The 16,353-nt window shown below is 71.2% G+C and carries 16 protein-coding genes; 11 read left to right on the top strand and 5 right to left on the bottom strand.

Annotation, left to right across the window (positions count from 1 at the left end; translation table 11 throughout):
* Nucleotides 1-11 precede the first annotated feature (11 nt).
* The 9 genes from SCMU_RS05165 to SCMU_RS05125 all read left to right on the top strand — a co-directional run bounded on the left by SCMU_RS05165 (nucleotide 12) and on the right by SCMU_RS05125 (nucleotide 8,000).
* Nucleotides 12-662 carry an NAD(P)H-binding protein gene (locus SCMU_RS05165; protein ID WP_229231960.1) on the top strand — a complete coding sequence of 217 codons (651 nt, stop codon included), beginning with the start codon at nucleotides 12-14 and terminating at the stop codon, nucleotides 660-662.
* Between the two features lie 97 nt (nucleotides 663-759).
* Nucleotides 760-1,188 (top strand): universal stress protein, encoded by a 429-nt coding sequence (locus SCMU_RS05160; RefSeq protein WP_229231959.1) that lies wholly within the window; start codon nucleotides 760-762, stop codon nucleotides 1,186-1,188.
* A 29-nt stretch (nucleotides 1,189-1,217) separates the two neighbouring features.
* A complete protein-coding gene (locus SCMU_RS05155) occupies nucleotides 1,218-2,168 on the top strand; it encodes an SDR family NAD(P)-dependent oxidoreductase (protein ID WP_229231958.1) in 951 nt (316 codons plus the stop codon).
* Between the two features lie 142 nt (nucleotides 2,169-2,310).
* Nucleotides 2,311-2,592 carry a hypothetical protein gene (locus SCMU_RS05150; protein WP_229231957.1) on the top strand — a complete coding sequence of 94 codons (282 nt, stop codon included), beginning with the start codon at nucleotides 2,311-2,313 and terminating at the stop codon, nucleotides 2,590-2,592.
* Nucleotides 2,593-2,806: 214 nt separating this feature from the next.
* On the top strand, nucleotides 2,807-3,358 hold the full coding sequence (locus SCMU_RS05145) for a dihydrofolate reductase family protein (RefSeq protein ID WP_229231956.1): 552 nt from the start codon (nucleotides 2,807-2,809) through the stop codon (nucleotides 3,356-3,358).
* Nucleotides 3,359-3,458: 100 nt separating this feature from the next.
* A complete protein-coding gene (locus tag SCMU_RS05140) occupies nucleotides 3,459-5,645 on the top strand; it encodes an McrB family protein (protein ID WP_229231955.1) in 2,187 nt (728 codons plus the stop codon).
* Nucleotides 5,642-6,865: a 5-methylcytosine restriction system specificity protein McrC gene (locus tag SCMU_RS05135; RefSeq protein WP_229231954.1), complete on the top strand. Its 1,224-nt coding sequence runs from the start codon at nucleotides 5,642-5,644 to the stop codon at nucleotides 6,863-6,865. Before SCMU_RS05140 ends, SCMU_RS05135 begins: the two co-directional genes overlap by 4 nt.
* 61 nt (nucleotides 6,866-6,926) lie before the next feature.
* Nucleotides 6,927-7,592, top strand: coding sequence for a hypothetical protein (locus SCMU_RS05130; RefSeq protein ID WP_229231953.1), 666 nt, complete (start codon nucleotides 6,927-6,929; stop codon nucleotides 7,590-7,592).
* Nucleotides 7,593-7,640: 48 nt separating this feature from the next.
* On the top strand, nucleotides 7,641-8,000 hold the full coding sequence (locus tag SCMU_RS05125) for an iron chaperone (protein ID WP_229231952.1): 360 nt from the start codon (nucleotides 7,641-7,643) through the stop codon (nucleotides 7,998-8,000).
* Here the strand turns inward: SCMU_RS05125 and SCMU_RS05120 are convergent.
* On the bottom strand, nucleotides 7,987-10,224 hold the full coding sequence (locus SCMU_RS05120) for a CHAT domain-containing WD40 repeat protein (protein WP_229231951.1): 2,238 nt from the start codon (nucleotides 10,222-10,224) through the stop codon (nucleotides 7,987-7,989). The two genes, SCMU_RS05125 and SCMU_RS05120, sit on opposite strands and share 14 nt — an antisense overlap.
* A 205-nt stretch (nucleotides 10,225-10,429) precedes the next feature.
* On the opposite strand from SCMU_RS05120, the gene SCMU_RS05115 reads away from it, so the two are divergent.
* A complete protein-coding gene (locus SCMU_RS05115) occupies nucleotides 10,430-11,134 on the top strand; it encodes a DNA alkylation repair protein (protein ID WP_229231950.1) in 705 nt (234 codons plus the stop codon).
* A 3-nt stretch (nucleotides 11,135-11,137) separates the two neighbouring features.
* Here SCMU_RS05115 and SCMU_RS05110 read toward each other — a convergent pair whose 3' ends face one another.
* The 4 genes from SCMU_RS05110 to SCMU_RS05095 all read right to left on the bottom strand — a co-directional run bounded on the left by SCMU_RS05110 (nucleotide 11,138) and on the right by SCMU_RS05095 (nucleotide 14,432).
* The gene (locus tag SCMU_RS05110) at nucleotides 11,138-11,884 is read right to left on the bottom strand and encodes an HNH endonuclease family protein (protein WP_229231949.1); all 747 of its coding nucleotides are present in this window, start codon (nucleotides 11,882-11,884) and stop codon (nucleotides 11,138-11,140) included.
* 186 nt (nucleotides 11,885-12,070) lie between these two features.
* Complete coding sequence (locus tag SCMU_RS05105) at nucleotides 12,071-12,862, bottom strand: pullulanase X25 domain-containing protein (RefSeq protein ID WP_229231948.1); 792 nt, start codon at nucleotides 12,860-12,862, stop codon at nucleotides 12,071-12,073.
* Between the two features lie 259 nt (nucleotides 12,863-13,121).
* Complete coding sequence (locus tag SCMU_RS05100; protein ID WP_229231947.1) at nucleotides 13,122-13,859, bottom strand: DUF4190 domain-containing protein; 738 nt, start codon at nucleotides 13,857-13,859, stop codon at nucleotides 13,122-13,124.
* A 138-nt stretch (nucleotides 13,860-13,997) separates the two neighbouring features.
* Nucleotides 13,998-14,432, bottom strand: coding sequence for an acyl-CoA thioesterase (locus SCMU_RS05095; RefSeq protein WP_443020267.1), 435 nt, complete (start codon nucleotides 14,430-14,432; stop codon nucleotides 13,998-14,000).
* Between the two features lie 288 nt (nucleotides 14,433-14,720).
* On the opposite strand from SCMU_RS05095, the gene SCMU_RS05090 reads away from it, so the two are divergent.
* Nucleotides 14,721-16,115, top strand: a complete 1,395-nt coding sequence (locus SCMU_RS05090) for an IS1380 family transposase (protein WP_229230975.1) — start codon at nucleotides 14,721-14,723, stop codon at nucleotides 16,113-16,115.
* Nucleotides 16,116-16,353: the final 238 nt, after the last annotated feature.

Here is a 16,353-nt window from a genome sequence, read left to right as displayed (position 1 = left end):
AAGGAGCCCGCATGTCCCGCATCGCCATCATCGGAGGCCACGGCAAGGTGGCACTGCTCCTCGCCCCACTGCTCGTGGAGCGGGGAGACGAGGTCACCTCGATCATCCGCAACCCCGCGCACGCGGCGGAGGTCGAGGCGACGGGCGCCACTCCGGTCGTGGAGGACATCGAGACGCTTGACGAGGCGGGCATGGCCGCACTCCTCTCCGGGCACGACGCCGTCGTGTGGTCGGCAGGCGCGGGCGGCGGGAGCCCGGCCCGGACCCAGGCCGTGGACCGCGACGCGGCGATCCGGTCCATGAAGGCCGCCGCGGACGCAGGAGTCCCCCGGTACGTCATGGTCTCCTACCTCGGTTCCCGTCCCGACCACGGGATCCCGGAGACCAACCCGTTCTTCCACTACGCCGAGGCGAAGGCCGCCGCGGACGAGCACCTGCGCGGCACGGGCCTCGACTGGACGATCCTCGGCCCGTCCACGCTCACGCTCGACCCGGGCACCGGAAGGATCTCCCTCGCCGACCCCACGGACTCGCGCAGCGTGAGCCGCGCGGACGTCGCGGCGGTGGCGGCCGCGGCCCTGCGCGAGCCGCGCACGGTCCATGAGTTCGTGGGCTTCAACCAGGGCGAGACGCCGATCGCCGAGGCCCTCGGCGCGCTCTGACGCCCGCCCGCCTGCACCGGCCGCGCCGCCCGCGCGGGGCAGTCCGCGACGGGTAGTGTGGGCCCATCAGCCCCACTCGCCCTTGGAGGAACGCACCATGACTGGACCGATCGTTGTCGGGGTGGACGGCAGCGAGACCGCGCGTTACGCCGCGCAGCAGGCCCGCGACCTCGCGGTGGCCCTCGGTGCGCCGCTCCACATCGTGTCCGCCTTCGACACCGACCGCACCGAGGTGCTCGGCAGCGGCAGCGACACGTGGATCGTCTCCGACGCGGACACGACCGTGGCCACGGCGAAGAAGGCCGCCGAGGCCCTCGAGGCGCCGGGCCTCACGGTCACGTACGGCGCGGCGCGCGGCAAGCCGGCCGAGGCGATCATCGCCGAGGCCGAGCGCGTGGGAGCGCGGATGATCGTGGTGGGCAACCGCGGCATGCAGGGTCTGGGCCGGTTCCTCGGGAGCGTGGCCAACTCGGTGGCGCACTCCGCCCCCTGCGACGTCTACATCGTCAAGACCGTCGGCTCCTGAGCCGTCCTGACGCTCCCCGGAACCGCACCATGACCGCCCGGCCCGCGCTCCCGAGGCTCGACGGCGCCACGGTCGCCGTCACCGGCGCCACCGCCGGAATCGGCTACTTCACGGCCGAGCAGCTCGCCCGCCTCGGCGCGTCCGTAGTGATCAGCGCGCGCAGCCCGCAGCGGGGAGCCGCCGCGGAGGCCAGCATCCGCGCGCAGGTGCCGGGCGCCGTCGTGCGCACGGTTCCCCTGGACCTGTCGAGCCTCGCCGCGACGCACGACGCCGCCGCGCTCCTCGCCGGGCTGCCGCGCCTCGACGCGGTGGTCGCCAACGCGGGAGCGGTGGGCCTGCCCGACCACGTGAAGCCGCGTGCCGAGCGGGGGCCGCGGACGCGGACCACCCCGGACGGCCTCGAGCTGTTCTGGGGGACCAACTTCCTGGGCACGTATGCGCTGGTCGCCGGACTGCTGCCCCGGCTCATGGAGTCCGGCGGGAGGCTCGTGACGGTGGGGAGCATCAGCTACGCCGCGGCCAAGGCGCCCGCGGACACCGTGCCGGACCCGGCCGAGCCGCGCTCCGACCTGTCCAAGTACGCCCAGTCCAAGCTCGCCGTGATGTCGCTCGGGTTCGAGCTCGCGCGGCGCCTCGAGGGCACGGGCGCGTCGTCCGTGGTGGTGCACCCGGGCACGGCGATGGACGCGCTCGCGCCCGTCCGCGTGGGCGTCGCGGTCAACCAGCCCGACCCGTTCCCTGCGCTGCGGCCGCTGCTTCGGCTCATCGGCCAGGGCAAGGACCGGGCGGCGAGTGCGCTGGTCGCGGGGGTCGCGAGTCCAGACGTTGCCAACGGCGACTACTGGGGCCCGTCCGGCCCCTTCCAGCTGAGTGGGCCACCGGCGAAGCACACTCCGCGGCCGTCGGTCCTCGACCCCGATCCCGCGGCCCGGCTCGTGGCCGAGGCGGAGCGGCTGAGCGGGGTCCGGCTGCCCGTGTGACGGGCCGGTGCGGCTGGTCCAGCGGCCAGGCGTGGGCGTCATGGACCGGCCGTCTCAAGGGCCCCAGGTGTCGCTCCCGGTCTCGGCCGGTCCCGCGTGATACGGGTTGAAGATGCACACGTGGGAAAGAGATTATGCGCAGGTGGTTGCCTCGCAGCCGGTGACCGAATCCGACCGCAACTCGGAGGTGCTGCGCATCCCGGGCAGCGCGCTCGCGGCCTTCCCGCTCGCACCCACCGTGGTGAAGGTCTCCGTGGGAGGCAGCGAACGCTCGGTCCTGTGGAGCCCGCGCAGCAACGACCGGCGCTCCGGCACGCTCGCCGTGGGCAACGACGTGATGAGCTCGCTGCCCGAGCGCGAGCCGGTGCGGATCGGCGTCCAGGACGACGTCTTCCACCTGCTCGTGCCATGTCCCGCCGGGTGACCCGCGAGAAATGTCGGACCCTCTTGTTCTCCTTGTGAGTGCAGCCGGTCCTGCCCCGTGAAGACGGCCGGGACCGGCTGCACCACAGCGCTGCGTCGGGACAGGATGCAGCGCGACGCGGTGTCCGGGACGGCGAATATGGGGGGCCGCCCCGGGCATCCCGCGGGATGCCCGCCCCTTGCCCCTTCGGGCCGCATCCGCCCAGAGTGGACCCATGGGACGCCTCGTCTACATGAACCTCGCCTCGCTCGACGGCTACATCGCGGACCGCGCCGGGAACTTCGACTGGGCGGCCCCGGACGAGGACGTCCACGCCGCGGTCAACGATCTCCTGCGCCCGGTGGGCACCTACCTGTACGGGCGGCGGGTCTACGAGGTGATGCGCGCGTGGGAGGACCCCAGAATCGAGGCCGGCCAGCCCGCCGTCGTGCGCGATTTCGCTCAGATCTGGCGCGGCGCGGAGAAGATCGTGTACTCCCGGACGCTCGAGGAGGCCACGACGGCGCGGACCAGGCTCGAGCGGGTCTTCGATCCCGCCGAGGTGCGCGCGCTCAAGGAACACTCGGGGGCAGACCTCGCAATCGGCGGCCCGGGCCTCGCGGCGGAGGCGTTCGCGGCGCGCCTCGTGGACGAGGGCCGGCTGTTCATCGCCCCCGTCGCGGTGGGCGGCGGGACGCCCGCGCTGCCGGATGCGCGGCTCGATCTGGTGCTCGCCGACGAACGCCGGATCGGACGCTTCGCGTACCTGCGCTACACCATCACGTGAAGCAGCCCGCAGGGGGCCAAATCCCGGGCGTGCCGTTCCAGAACATGATCTAATGCTTTGGTGCCGTGGTCGCGGCACAGGGGCAGAAGGCAGGGCATCAATGGTGGAAGCGGGCGTTCCCGAGGGTCAGTACTGGTTCGTCGGAGCGTACTACGCAGACCAGGAACCGAAGGACCAGACCGAACGGTTCATCTCGCAGCACATCTGGGAGAACGGGTTCGAGGACCGCTACCTCGACACCGTGAAGTCGATGAAGGTGGGCGACCAGATCGCCCTGAAGTCGACGTACGTCCGCCGCAAGGGCCTCCCCTTCGACCCGCAGGGCCACGCGGTCTCCGTCATGGCGATCAAGGCCGTCGGCGTCATCACCGCCAACCCCGGCGACGGGCGCAAGATCGCCGTGGACTGGACCCGCGTCGACTCCCCGCGCGAGTGGTACCTCTACACCGGCCGTCACACCATCTGGAAGGTCACCCCCGGCCACTGGATGCGCGAGGAGCTCCTCCGCTTCACCTTCTGGGGCGAGGCGCAGGACACGGACCGGTTCCGCAACGCCCCGGCCTGGGCCAAGCGGTTCGGCGACTCGGACCCGAAGCCGGAGCAGCGCTTCGAGTGGACCGCGTTCTACGAGGCCATGGCGACGGCGCTCCTGGGCTTCCGCCACCGCCGCCCCGAGCTGCTCGCGCACCTGCGCGAGATGCAGGAGCGCCACGAGGAGCTCGGCTTCCTCATGGACCGCGACTGGCGGGACAACCCGGTGCCGCTCAAGGACATCTGCCCGTTCACGGTCATGGGCACGTTCAACCGCGGCACCACTCCGGCCAAGCGCACCGAGATCGCGGCCGACTGGGCCGCGTTCCTCGGCGTCAAGGTCCCGGCGCCCACCGGCTTCGACGGGATCCCGCTGCTGAACAACCAGAACTCGTGGTTCTTCCCGCCGGCCGGCACCCGCCAGCGGGACGACATCGACAGCCTCTGGGACGTCTTCGAGGCCGCGCTCGCCGCCGCCGACTCGAGCGAGGACCACGAGCGGTTCCGCCTCGCCGCCGCCTACGACCGCGCCCGCGACATCTACCGCGTGGGCACCAAACTCACCATGGGCCTGTTCTGGGTCCGCCCGTGGAACTTCCTGCCGCTGGACGGCCGCTCGAGGACCTACCTCAAGACCGAGCTCATGCTGGACCAGGACTTCTTCACGGCCGACGGCGCAGCGTACGTCACGCTGCTGGACACGCTCGCCTCGAAGTTCGAGGACCCCCAGTTCGCGGTCCACTCGTTCCCGGAGCTGTCCTGGACGGCATACCTCGAGCGGTACGGCCAGGGCTCCCACGCGCAGACGGCCGAGGGCGAGGCGCCGGAGCCCGAGGACGACCCGACGCCCGTCTCGCCGCAGGCCAGCTACACGGTGCACGACATCGTCACGGACGGCTGCTTCATCGACGAGGCAGACCTCAACTCGTACCTGGCGCGCTGGCGGTCCAAGAAGAACCTCATCCTCCAGGGCCCTCCCGGCACCGGCAAGACGTGGCTGGCCCGGCGCCTCGCCTATGCGCTCATCGGCACGAGGGACAACAAGTCCGCGCTCCGCGCGACGCAGTTCCACCCGAACTCGAGCTACGAGGACTTCGTGCGCGGCTGGCGGCCCGGCTCGGACGGCAAGCTCACGCTCGTGGACGGGCCGTTCCTCGAGATGGTCGAGCGGGCCAACGCGAACCCGGACGTGCCGCACGTCATGCTCATCGAGGAGATCAACCGCGGCAACCCAGTCCAGGTCTTCGGCGAGCTCCTGACCCTCATCGAGGCGGGGAAGCGCTCCCCGCGAGAGTCCCTCCAGCTCGCGTACCCGCGCTCGGGCACCGAGAGCGTCCACGTGCCCAGCAACCTCTACATCATCGGCACGATGAACCTCGCCGACCGCTCGCTCGCGATCATGGACCTCGCGTTCCGCCGGCGCTTCGCGTTCGTCTCCCTCGAGCCGAACGTCAACGACGCGTGGCAGGCGTGGATGTCGGCGCGGCACGGCGTAGACCCGAAGGAGCTCGAGCTCGTCCGCTTCCACTTCGACGCGCTCAACGACCGCATCGCCGACGACCCGACGCTCGGCTCCGAGTTCCGGCTCGGCCACTCCTTCGTGACCCCGCCGGCCGAGGAGCGCGTCTCCTCGTTCGCGGACTGGTTCCGCGGCGTCGTGGACACCGAGATCGTCCCAACCCTCGAGGAGTACTGGTTCGACGACGCGGCGAAGGCCGAGGCGGCGTCGGCGGCCCTCCTCGAGGGCCTCGAGTGACGCAGGCCGACCCCGAGCGCACGACGGCGACCGGCCACCCCGCGGACGCCGCCGACCCCGAGCACGCGCCGTCGCCCGGCCACCCGGCCGCGGCCGCGGACGGTTCCGTCGTCGTCGCCGGCGGGGTGAGCATCCCGGTCCGCAACGTGTGGCTCCTGCTCCTGTACGCGTCGGAGTTCTACCAGTCGGGCCCCGAGGCGTTCGACGGCGTCGAGGAGTACCCCGAGAAGCTGCCCGAGCTGCTCGCCGAGCTGCTCGTCGCGAGCACCGAGGACCGGTTGCGGAGGCCCCTCACGCCCTCGTTCGCCAAGACCTCGCGGGACCTGTCCCGCGTGCGCGGGGGGATCGATACCCTGCGTACCGAGTCCCACCAGCTCCTCTCGCGCGGCCTCGTCGCGTGCCGGTTCGAGGAGCTCACGGTGGACACGCCGCGCAATCGGCTGATCCGCACGGCGCTGGACTCGATCGCCCGGCTGTGCGGCGACGAGGAGCTCATGCGGCGCTGCCAGGGCCAGTCGCAGCGGCTGGCCCAGCTCGGCGTCGGCGTCCTCGACCTGCGGGCCGGGCAGCGCGACCAGTCTGTGCTGGCCGCGTTGCGCCTGACCCGCAACGACCAGCGGGACCGCTCGGTGCTGCTCGCGGCCCGGCTCGCGCTCCAGCTGTCGCTGCCGTTCGGGCGCACCAACCCGGGGCACGGACGGGGCGCCCTCGACGAGCGCCAGTTCCGGAACCTGTTCGAGGGGGCCGTCGGCGGCTTCTACACGGTGCACGGGCGCCCGCGCCGGTGGACCGTGCAGCGCGGCCGAAAGGTCGGCTGGAAGACGACCGGTGCCACCCTCGGAATGGCCGCCGTCCTGCCGCACATGGTCACGGACGTGTGGATCGACGTTCCCGCCCAGGCGTCCGCCCCGGGCCGCCGGCTGATCATCGACACCAAGTTCACGGCGGCGCTGCGGCCGGGCCGGTTCGCACGCGAGACCCTCAGCTCGGGCCACCTGTACCAGCTGTACGCCTACGTGCGCGAGCAGGAGTCCACCTCGGATCCCGCGTCCCTCGCGGCGGGCGGTCTCCTGCTGTACCCGTCGACGGGCGCGGCGCTCTCTGAATCCTTCGTCTCCTCCGGCCACCGGCTCGGCGCTGCGACCGTGGACCTCTCCGTCGCCTCCGTGCTCGTCCGCGACCAGCTCATCGCCGCCGTGGCCCCTTATCTCGCGCCCTGAATCCCCGCGGGGACCCGTTCTCGCGGGGACCCGCAGCGTCGCACCACCCGAAAGGCTCCCCGTGCCCCCAGTGCCCCCTCGTGCGCGCCGGCTCCTCCCGGTCGTTGCGGTCCTCGGCGCAGTCGCCGTGGCCATCGCCGTGCTCGCGTTCGGCAGGCCCTTCCTCGACCGCGTCCTGGTCAGGGGAGACTCGCCGTCTGCGGCGTACCTCGCGTTCGACGCGGCCCGCCCGGCGTCGGCCGTGGGCGCGAGCGGGCTGACCGTCGCCTTCCCCACGGAGCCCCGGCGTCTCCCCGACCGCGGCCCCGGCGACGGCGTGCGCGCGGGCGAGTCATACATGGCAGGGACGACGAACTGGTACCTCGCCGGGTATGTAGACCTCGAGTGCGCCGTGCAGGATGATGCCGCCGACTTCGCGCTCCGGACCATGGCCACGACGTCCGTTGACTCCATGGCGCAGAGCGCGGCGGCGGACTCGCACGGCGTCGACGCTCAGGAGACCACCACCGTGGCCGGCATGCGCGCGGTCCACACGCGCTTCACCGTCGCCAAGGACGGCCGCAGCGGCAGCGGTGACAGCCTGTGGGTCCACGACGGTGCCCGGCTGTACACCCTCACCGCGCTCGGTGCGCACGACGGCGACTGGCAGGCTTTCGTCTCCTCGGCGGCCTTCGCGCATCCCGCCCAGGCGGACGTCCCTCCCTGCGCGGCCCCCGTGGGCGCCTGACCGCTCCCCTCGTTCCCCGGGGCAGGCGGGCGGTGGCAGGATGGGCACATGGGTGAGGTCACGGAGTACCTGGCGAGCCTCGACGGGCCCGACGGCGAGGCAGTGAGGCACGTCTACGACGTCGCCCGCGAGATCGCGCCCGAGGCGACCGAGGGCCGGAGCTACGGCATGGCTGCGCTGCTCCTGCACGGGAAGGGCTACGCGAGCGTGATGGTCGCGAAGAAGCACCTCTCCGTCTTCCCCTTCAGCGGGCAGGTGCTGGAGGCGTTCGCGGATCGGCTCGGCGAGTTCGACTGGGCGAAGGGCACGCTGCGCTTCACCGCCGAGCACCCCGTCCCCGACAGCCTGCTCCGCGACATCTTCACGGCCCGCATCGCCGAGATCGAAACGCAGCTCAAGAAGAGGTAGAGGCGGCGAGGTGCCAGAGGGTCACCGTGCCGTCGTCCTCGAGCGCGGCGAGACTAGAGCAGTCCGCGGCGAGGGCCAGCGCACGGACTCGTTCCCTGCATTCGACGGCGACCCAGATCCGGCCGGAGTCGGGATCGAGGACCAGAAGGCGGCCGTCGACGCAGCTGGCCGCGAGCTGGCTCCCGGTGCCGTTGAACGCGAGGTGGCCCACGTCGCCGCTCCGCACGACGTCCAGGCGAGGGGCCGGACCAGCAAGGCTCCACACACACAGCCCGAAGTCGGCTGAACCAGCGGCCACCCGCTCTCCGCCGCCGCTCACGGCGAGGACTCGGACTGGCCCGGGGGAGTGGATCCGCCCGGCGAGATCGCCGGTTTCCGTGCCGTGGACCTCCACGACCCCTTGGGGATCCGCCTCCGCCAGCCATGCGCCGTCGGCACTGAGGGCGAGGGCATCGTTCGGCTCGTCAAGGTCCTGCTGCCGGGCGACACGGCCCCGCGCTCCCGTCGTCGCGTCCCACGTCGTCACGAGCGTTCGCTGGGCCTCGCGGGACATGGACTCGAGGGAGCCGACCACGAGCCGCCCCTGCGAGGCGAAGGCCAGCCCATCCACCGAGGCGCCGGCCGAGGCGGCCATGAGCTGCGTCCCCGTCGACGCGTTCCACACGGCGAGCGAGCCAAACCACGAGCCTGCAGCCACGCGGTCGGTCGAGCCGCTCAGGGCCACCCGAGAGAAGTCCCGTCCGTCCTCCGTGCGGAGCTCGCGCACGACGGCGCCGCTCGCCGTCTCGATCAGCGTCACCCCGCGTCGTCGCCCGACGGCGATGAGGGCACCGTCGGCGGACATGGCCAGGCCCCCTGCGTCGTCGCCCACGCGGAGGCGGCGCGCCGGGGGGCTCAGCGGCAGGCTCTCAGGTGCCGCGGCTGCGAACGGGACCGTGCTGGCGAACGGGACCGCCCCGGCGTCGTGCGCACCGGGGGGCTCCTCTTCCCGGCCCGCCCCGCCCGGCACCGCTTGCGGGCCCGCGGCGTGTGCCGGTTCCTCCTCCTGCGCCACGACCGGCCGCGGCCGCCGGGGAGCGGCAGGCTCCGCTGCCTGACGGGCGGCGCGTCGTGACCGCCTGCCGAGCGCGAACAGCTCCGTGGCACCGCCGCGCACACACAGCACCGGCGTCACCCACTCGAGGCTCGTGTCCGAGCGTCCGCGCATGGCGATGCGCCCGTTGCGTGTGGCCTCGTCGACCGCCCGGCCCGCGGCGAGTGCCTTGTAGAAGCCGCGCGAGAAGGCGATGGCACCCGCGTCCGAGACCGCGAACTGCATCGCGACGACCGCGCTGATGCCCCCGCGCACCAAGGCCGCAGACGTGCTGGAGAATAGGTCCTCGTCCCCAGACCGCCCCGAATTGCACGAGTTGAGGAACACGAGCCGCGGAGTGGGGTCGGCCGTGCTCAGCAAGTCGACCAGCTGGTCCGCCGTGACGCGGTGGGGCCTGCCGTCGGGACCGTTGAACACCACAAGGCCCGACTCGCTCAGGGCATCGTAGTCACCGTGCCCGATGAAGTGGACCGCGTGCCAGGGCCCGTCCAGAAGCAGTTCGTGGACCTCGTCCCACGTGGCCTCCTCAGTCCAGACAAGTTCAATCTGCCCGGACTCCACATAATCGGACAGCGCCTCGGCGAGGTGCTGCTTCTCCGCCTCGACGTCGAGCTGCGGCAGGCCTCGGGGCGAAGCGACGATGCCGAGAATGCGCAGGGGCGGCGTGATCCTCAGGGGCCGGCGGTGGTAGTCCTCGGCGGGGATCGTCCGGAGGAGCGGTTCCGAACGGCACACATAGGTTCCGAGCCCCGGGTCGAACATGAGCTCCCAGGGCAGCGCCGCCAGCTGGGGCGCGGCAAAGCTCAGGACCACGCGCAACCGCTCGCCGGACTGCGCGGCTGAGGCGAGGCTCGCGCGGTAGGTGCCGTAGACGTCTCGGGGGAACGCCGCGGCGAACAGCTCGCTTCCCATCGCCTGCAGGACCTGCTCCGACTGCGGCACCACACGGCGCGCGGACACCGACGAGGCGAGGACCGTCGATTCGACGTCCCGCAGCGATCCCTGGATGCGATCGACGTCGAGGTTCAGGGTTCCGTGGCTCTGCCCACCGGCCGGCGCGCTGAGGACGCGCACGGCATAGTGCCCGGGGAGGCCGTTCTCCCGAAGCTCGAGGCACATGTCAACGCTCATGCCAGCTCCCGCAAAGAGCCGCAACGCCGTGTGTCGCGGGTGGTGCCAGCATGGACCGGCCCATCCCACTGCACAAGGGACTTTCGGCTATTCTTCCAATGAATCTACAAATCAGCGCCGCTTTCGGCTGGAAGCCCTACCCAGCACGAGTGCATGGAGCTACGCTCGAAGAAGGTCCGCCGGGCTGTTTCTTGGGGGTGTGGGCATGGTCGCCGGCACGCGGACCGCCGGGGGGTTCCTGGCGGCGTTGGAGTCCCTGAGCTCGGACGACGAGCTCCGGAAGTACAAGCGTGCTTTCCCTGTGGCACGGCGCGGCCGAGATCGCTTCCTCGGGGTCCGCATGGGCGCCGTCCTCGAGCTTGCCCACGCCTCGGTGGACATGCCGCTGGACGAGGTGGAACGGCTCCTGGAGAGCCAGTGGCACGAGGCCAGGACCGGAGCGGTGAGCATCATGGACCTCCAGGCCCGCCGGCGCACCACCACCTCCGAGCGGCGCCGCGAACTCTACGAGCTGTACATGCGCCGGCACGACCGGATCGACTCGTGGGACCTCGTGGACGTGGCCGCGGTCCATGTGGTCGGCGGCTACCTCTCGGACAAGTCGAGGGAGCCACTGTACGAGCTGGCCCGATCACCCAGGCCGTGCGAACGCAGGACGGCGATTGTCGCGACGATGTACTTCCTGGGCTCGGGAGACACGCAGGATCTCTTCCGGATCGCGGAAATGCTCGCCCAGGACCCGGACGAATCCGTGCAGAAGGCCACCGGCTGGGCCCTGCGGACCGCCGGCACTCCGAGGCTCGAGACGTTCCTGAACCTCTGGGCGCCGCGCATGACGAGGGTTGCCCTCCGGTACGCGGTCGAGAACCTGCCCAAGGGCGCACGTGAGAGGTACCTCAAGGCCTCGTGACGCTCACTCGGCCTTGCACGCCGAGAGCAGCTCGGCCGCCTTGCCGTGCTCGGCATCGGTCATCCAGAGGCCGTAGGCGGCCTTGACCTCGACGATCGTGACCGCATACTCACACCTGAACGGCTTGTTCGGCGGCAGCCAAGTGGCCAGGTCCGCGTCTCCCTTCTCCTGGTTCGACGGGCCGTCCATGGCCCGAAGGTTCGCCGGGTCGTTGGCGAACTCGAGCCGCCTCTGCGCGGTCCACTGCTGGGCCCCCTTCTGCCAGGCGTCGGAGAGCGGCACCACGTGGTCGATCTGCACATCGCCCGACCGTTCGCCTCGTTGGAAGTCGATCGTCTTGCCTGTGTAGGGATCGTGGAAGGTCCCAGAGAGGACGAGACAGTCGCGCGTACCAGGCTTGAAGACGGGGCTGACGAGGTCCCTTCCGAGGATGTCGTTGCGCGTATCGCAGCCGTTCCTGTCAGTGTCCGCCCATGCCTGCCCGAACTGGGTCCGGGCGTAGCCCGTCTTGGGTGCACGCCCCTTGACGGGGATTGACGCGAGGGAGGCCTTGGCAGCCTCGAGCCTCGCTGCGCGGACGCCCCCGATCTGCGCCTGCGCGCCCGGGATCGGGGATTCGATTCCCGGAATGCGGACAAGTCCGATGAGCCACCCGAGCACGAGGGCGGCCAACCCCGCGACAAACGCGAGCCCGAGCGCACCCGACCGTCGGCGCAGGCGTCCGAACGCACGGGACGATCGCTGCAGCATGGCTGGCCCCCCTGAGTGGTTCGCTGACGGCCGTCGACCGACAGCGGGTAGCTGACCAGTTCACCGTAGGGGACGCGACCGACGTTTCCCTTTCGCCAGCGCCCTATGTGGACAAGCTCTCCGATGTGGAAAAGAAAGGCCCCCCGAGCCCTCCGTCCCCACCCAGGGGGTCCGGCACCACTCGGCTCAGGAGAAGGCGACGTCCTTGGTGCCGTGGTCGTATGCGATGGTGACCGGACCGCCGTCGTGCGCGAGCTCGTGGTTCGCGCCATTGAACGTGCCGAACGCGCCGTAGTTCTCGTCCCACGAGCGGTTGATCGCAATCTTGAACGCGTAGTGGCCGGCGGGAAGGTCCACGGTGCGCACCCAGCGGCGGGACACGGAGTCGAGGCCCATCTGGACGGCGTCGGGCTGAGGCTCCCAGTCGGCCTCAGCGCCGAGGTGCGTCGCGAAGTCACCGGCAATCGCGACGGCGTCCGGCTGGCCGAGGTCGACGGCGCCGGTTGCGTCCGCGGGAACCTCGGAGACCTCAGCGGGCTGGGGCGCGGTCGCCTTCGCCTTCACCTTCGCGGGCGACTTCCGCGTGGGCTTCTTCTTGGCGGGCGCTTCGGTGGGAACGGGCGTGTCCGCCGGGACCGGGGTGCCTGATGCGAGGGCCTCAGCGAGAGCCTGCGCGGTCGGGAAGGCGACCGTTGCGCGGAGGCCCTCCTCGGTGATGGCCCAGCCTGCGCGCCCCTTGACCATCCAGCCCGCCTTGACGAGCTTGGCCGTTGCTGCAGTGAGCGCCTTGTGCCCGCGGGGGATGCCGCCGGAGAGGAGGAATGCTTCATGCTCATCGAACGGCACCGCGTCCACGGAAGCCGCCAAGACCGCCCGCGCGTCCACGCTCTCATTCGCCAGGGCCGCCCCTGCCAATCCGTCCAGCACCGCCTTGAGACGGAGATCGAGCTTCTCGGTCGCGTTCGCGTTCTTCGCCATGGAAAACCCCTCGTTCATTGCGTTCTCAGCGGGCCCAGAGTGTGCGGGCCCCCTCCCCCATGCTTGCCCGTTACTCGCTGGTCGCCTTGTCGGTGACCGAGTGTGACGTGCAGGACAGGAAGTGTATTCCAGTTTCCCCGGTCTCGGTTTCCCGCGGGTTACGGGAATGCGACGCGCGCGTGGCGCGCGCAGGCATCCGGGGGACGCACGAGGCCCGCCGGCCGATGTACCGCCGGCGGGCCTGATGCGCGAACTCAGCTCAGCTGAGGTTGCCCGAGCAGTACGCTGATGCGTAGGCGCCGGTGGCGGACTTCTTCGACACGCTCTTGCCGTCGATGATGATCTCGCACGTGACCTGCGCGGCCCTGTCAGTTCCGTCCGCCGTGACGCTCACCGAGCCGAACACATACCCGGCGTCCGTGAACTCCTTGGTCCAGGCGGCAGTGATCTCCTCGTTGCTGCTGCCGTTGGCGTCCATGTAGCTCACCTTCGCGGGACCACCCGTGGTGACCTTGTACTGGACAGTGTGCTCGGCATTCGCGGCGGCACTGGCCGAGGCGACCGAGGACTTGAGCTCATCCAGGCTCTTGCCCGTGGTCTTCTCGATCGAGGAGACCACGGCCATCGCGATGATCAAGACAACGACCCCGATGACGGCAGCGACCGCACCGAGCACGATGCCCGTGATCGACAGGCCCTTGCCGCCCATCTTCCTGATGAGCGCGATGACGCCGCACACGATCGCCGCGGCGGCGAGGAGCCACGCGAGGACCGGCAGCCAGGAGAAGAGGAGCGCAAGCGCTCCTGTCACAAGCGAGATGATCGCGAGCACCTTGCTCGGCTGCGGAGGGCCGTACTGGCCGTACGGCTGCTGGCCGTAAGGCTGCCCCTGCTGGGCGTACGGCGGGGCGGCCTGCGGCGCCTGCTGCGGCGCGGCCTCGGGCACGGAGTTCGGCACACCAGGCTGCTCGGGCGCGGGCGAGTGAGGATCGGTCATGGAAGTTCCCCCTAAAGAACGGTGGCGCTGTCCCAACCCCTCGCTGGGACCTTCGAAGCGCACCGTCGTCGAGTATGCCACCTCAGCAAGGCGTCAATTCCCGACAGCGTGACCGCCGTGGAAAACGCTACCGACCCGTTATCGAGAGAAAATCCCGGCGCCGACGTATGGGGCGAGTCGGCCGCGCTGCTCGTGCGTGAGCCGGATCAGGCGTCCGGTGGGCTCGTCCACGAAGGCGAGCTGCGTCGTCGCCCGCACACACTCGTGGCCGTCCACCGGGTCGTGGACCACGTAGTCGAGCGTGAGTGCGGCGGCCTTGAGCCCACTCACCCACACCTCGACCTGGGCGGGGACGTTGCGGTAGTCGAGCGGGCGCAGGTACCGCACGCGGTGCTCGACGACGAGTGCGAGCGTGCCGTCCGGCACCGCCGAGAACAGCGGAACGAGGGGCTCGACGCCGGCCGCCCCCGTTCCGCCCGGAGGGCCGAATGCCGCGATCCGCGCCTCCTCGAGCATGCGGACGATCTGCACGTTGTTCACGTGCCCGTACGCGTCCATGTCTCCCCAGCGCATGGGGACCATGACGCGAAGCCGCTGTGCGCCGTCGTGCGCGCCCCCAGATGCGGCCTCTGCTGTGCTCTCTGTGCTCACCACTCGGGTCTACCACAGACCCGCCGTGGGTGACGCCCGGGACGCTGCGTGCCCCGCCGGCGCCAGCCCCGCGGCCGGCCTGGCTTAGCCTTGATCCACCGATGGGGTTCGTGGCGGCGTGGCGTAATTAAGGGCAAGATGCCCGCCATCCCGGGGAGAATTGGACTTGCGACAGAACCAGTTCCCTGAGGATGAGAGGGCATCTCGTAGGTGCAAGTTTCCCACAGTCAGGCCGCGGTGGCGGTGTCCTTCGACGAGCCGAACCTCGTCTCCGCGGCAGGCCTGCTGCCGGTGATGCGCCTGGCCGAGGCCGCAGGGCTCCGGGCCCTGACCGACGCGCATCTGAGCGTGCCGACGGACAAGGGCGCGAACGCGGGCCTGAAGATCGCCTCGCTGGTGGCCGGGATGGTCGCCGGGGCGGACTCGATCGATGACATGGCCCTGCTGCGCCACGGCGGGATGGGCAGGCTCTTCAAGGCCTGCTACGCGCCCTCGACCCTGGGCTCCTTCCTGCGCGCGTTCGCCTTCGGCCACGTCCGCCAGCTCGACGCGGTCGCCGCCCGCTTCCTGGCGAACCTCGCCGCGCGGGCTCCGCTGCTGGACGCCCCGGCCGTCGGGGAGTTCGTGTTCGTGGACGTCGACGACACGATCATCGAGGTCCACGGCCACGCCAAGCAGGGCGCTGGCTTCGGGTACTCCGGGGTCCGCGGGCTCAACGCCCTGCTGGCCACCGCCACCACGGCCCAGAGCGCGCCGGTGATCCTGGCCCAGCGGCTGCGCAAGGGCGCTGCGGCGTCCCCGCGCGGGGCGTCCCGGCTGGTCGCCGACGCCCTCTCCGCCCTGCGCCGCGCCGGGACGCCGGGGAGGGCGCTGGTCCGGGCCGACTCGGCGTTCTACGGGCACCCCACCGTCGCCGCCGCCCTCGCGGCAGGGGCCGAGGTCTCGGTCACGGTGCGCCTGGACCCGGCAGTTAAGCGTGCCATCGCCGCCATCCCATCGGAGGCCTGGACGGCGATCGAGTACACCGATGCGGTCTTCGACCAGGCCGCCGGGACCTGGATCTCCCGGGCGGAGGTCGCCGAGGTCCCCTTCACCGCCTTCGCTTCGCGGAAGAAGGCCGAACAGGTCACCGGGCGGCTCGTCGTGCGCCGCATCCCGGACCTGAACCCCAAGGCCCCCGACGGGCAGGGGACCCTGTTCGACACGCACCGGCACCACGCCTTCTTCACCACCGTCCCCGCCCAGGACCTGGGCACTGTCGCGGCCGATGCCACGCACCGTGCCCATGCGGTCATCGAGCAGGTCCACGCCGACCTGAAGGACAGCGCCCTGGCGCACCTGCCCTCGGGGAAGTTCGCGGCGAACTCGGCCTGGCTCGTCGCGGCGGTGATGGCCTTCAACCTCGCCCGCGCGGCCGGGACCCTGGCCGCCGGCCCCTTCGCGAAAGCCAGGACCGGGACCATCCGCCGCAAGCTCGTGAACCTCCCGGCCCGGATCGCCGCCAGCGCCCGGAAGATCCGGCTGCGGCTGCCGGCGAACTGGCCCTGGCAGAACGCATGGGAACAGCTCTTCACCGCCGCCCACGCCCCGCCGTCCATGCCCTAGGAAGACGCAGCCTGGCCCCGCGAGGCCCCGAACAGCACCAGAAGTGGAACACCGCCGGCAGCGAGGCCGCGCCCCCACCCCTGCCCGAAACATCCATCATCCACCGCCCGCACAGGACCGCCGGACCCAACACCCGATCGGTGGATCAAGGCTTAGTTCGCCTTCTCTCGGGACCGAGCGCATCCTGCCCGGCGCCCCGTATCGAACCGATGCCTCCAGCGTACGGAGCGCACCTTGC

Origin of the sequence: Sinomonas cyclohexanicum (genome assembly GCF_020886775.1) — a bacterium.
Taxonomy (GTDB): domain Bacteria; phylum Actinomycetota; class Actinomycetes; order Actinomycetales; family Micrococcaceae; genus Sinomonas; species Sinomonas cyclohexanicum.
The sequence above is the reverse complement of the archived record's forward strand: the minus strand, read 5'-3'. Positions and strand labels throughout refer to the sequence as shown.

What these genes read in the sequence shown, in the direction of transcription:
- SCMU_RS05110 (WP_229231949.1), bottom strand. Translation starts at nt 11,884, where the DNA reads ATGCTGCAGCGATCGTCCCGTGCGTTCGGACGCCTGCGCCGACGGTCG.
- SCMU_RS05125 (WP_229231952.1), top strand. Translation starts at nt 7,641, where the DNA reads ATGGGTGAGGTCACGGAGTACCTGGCGAGCCTCGACGGGCCCGACGGC.
- SCMU_RS05095 (WP_443020267.1), bottom strand. Translation starts at nt 14,432, where the DNA reads ATGCGCTGGGGAGACATGGACGCGTACGGGCACGTGAACAACGTGCAG.
- SCMU_RS05145 (WP_229231956.1), top strand. Translation starts at nt 2,807, where the DNA reads ATGGGACGCCTCGTCTACATGAACCTCGCCTCGCTCGACGGCTACATC.
- SCMU_RS05155 (WP_229231958.1), top strand. Translation starts at nt 1,218, where the DNA reads ATGACCGCCCGGCCCGCGCTCCCGAGGCTCGACGGCGCCACGGTCGCC.
- SCMU_RS05165 (WP_229231960.1), top strand. Translation starts at nt 12, where the DNA reads ATGTCCCGCATCGCCATCATCGGAGGCCACGGCAAGGTGGCACTGCTC.
- SCMU_RS05140 (WP_229231955.1), top strand. Translation starts at nt 3,459, where the DNA reads ATGGTGGAAGCGGGCGTTCCCGAGGGTCAGTACTGGTTCGTCGGAGCG.
- SCMU_RS05105 (WP_229231948.1), bottom strand. Translation starts at nt 12,862, where the DNA reads ATGGCGAAGAACGCGAACGCGACCGAGAAGCTCGATCTCCGTCTCAAG.
- SCMU_RS05115 (WP_229231950.1), top strand. Translation starts at nt 10,430, where the DNA reads ATGGTCGCCGGCACGCGGACCGCCGGGGGGTTCCTGGCGGCGTTGGAG.
- SCMU_RS05100 (WP_229231947.1), bottom strand. Translation starts at nt 13,859, where the DNA reads ATGACCGATCCTCACTCGCCCGCGCCCGAGCAGCCTGGTGTGCCGAAC.
- SCMU_RS05160 (WP_229231959.1), top strand. Translation starts at nt 760, where the DNA reads ATGACTGGACCGATCGTTGTCGGGGTGGACGGCAGCGAGACCGCGCGT.
- SCMU_RS05120 (WP_229231951.1), bottom strand. Translation starts at nt 10,224, where the DNA reads ATGAGCGTTGACATGTGCCTCGAGCTTCGGGAGAACGGCCTCCCCGGG.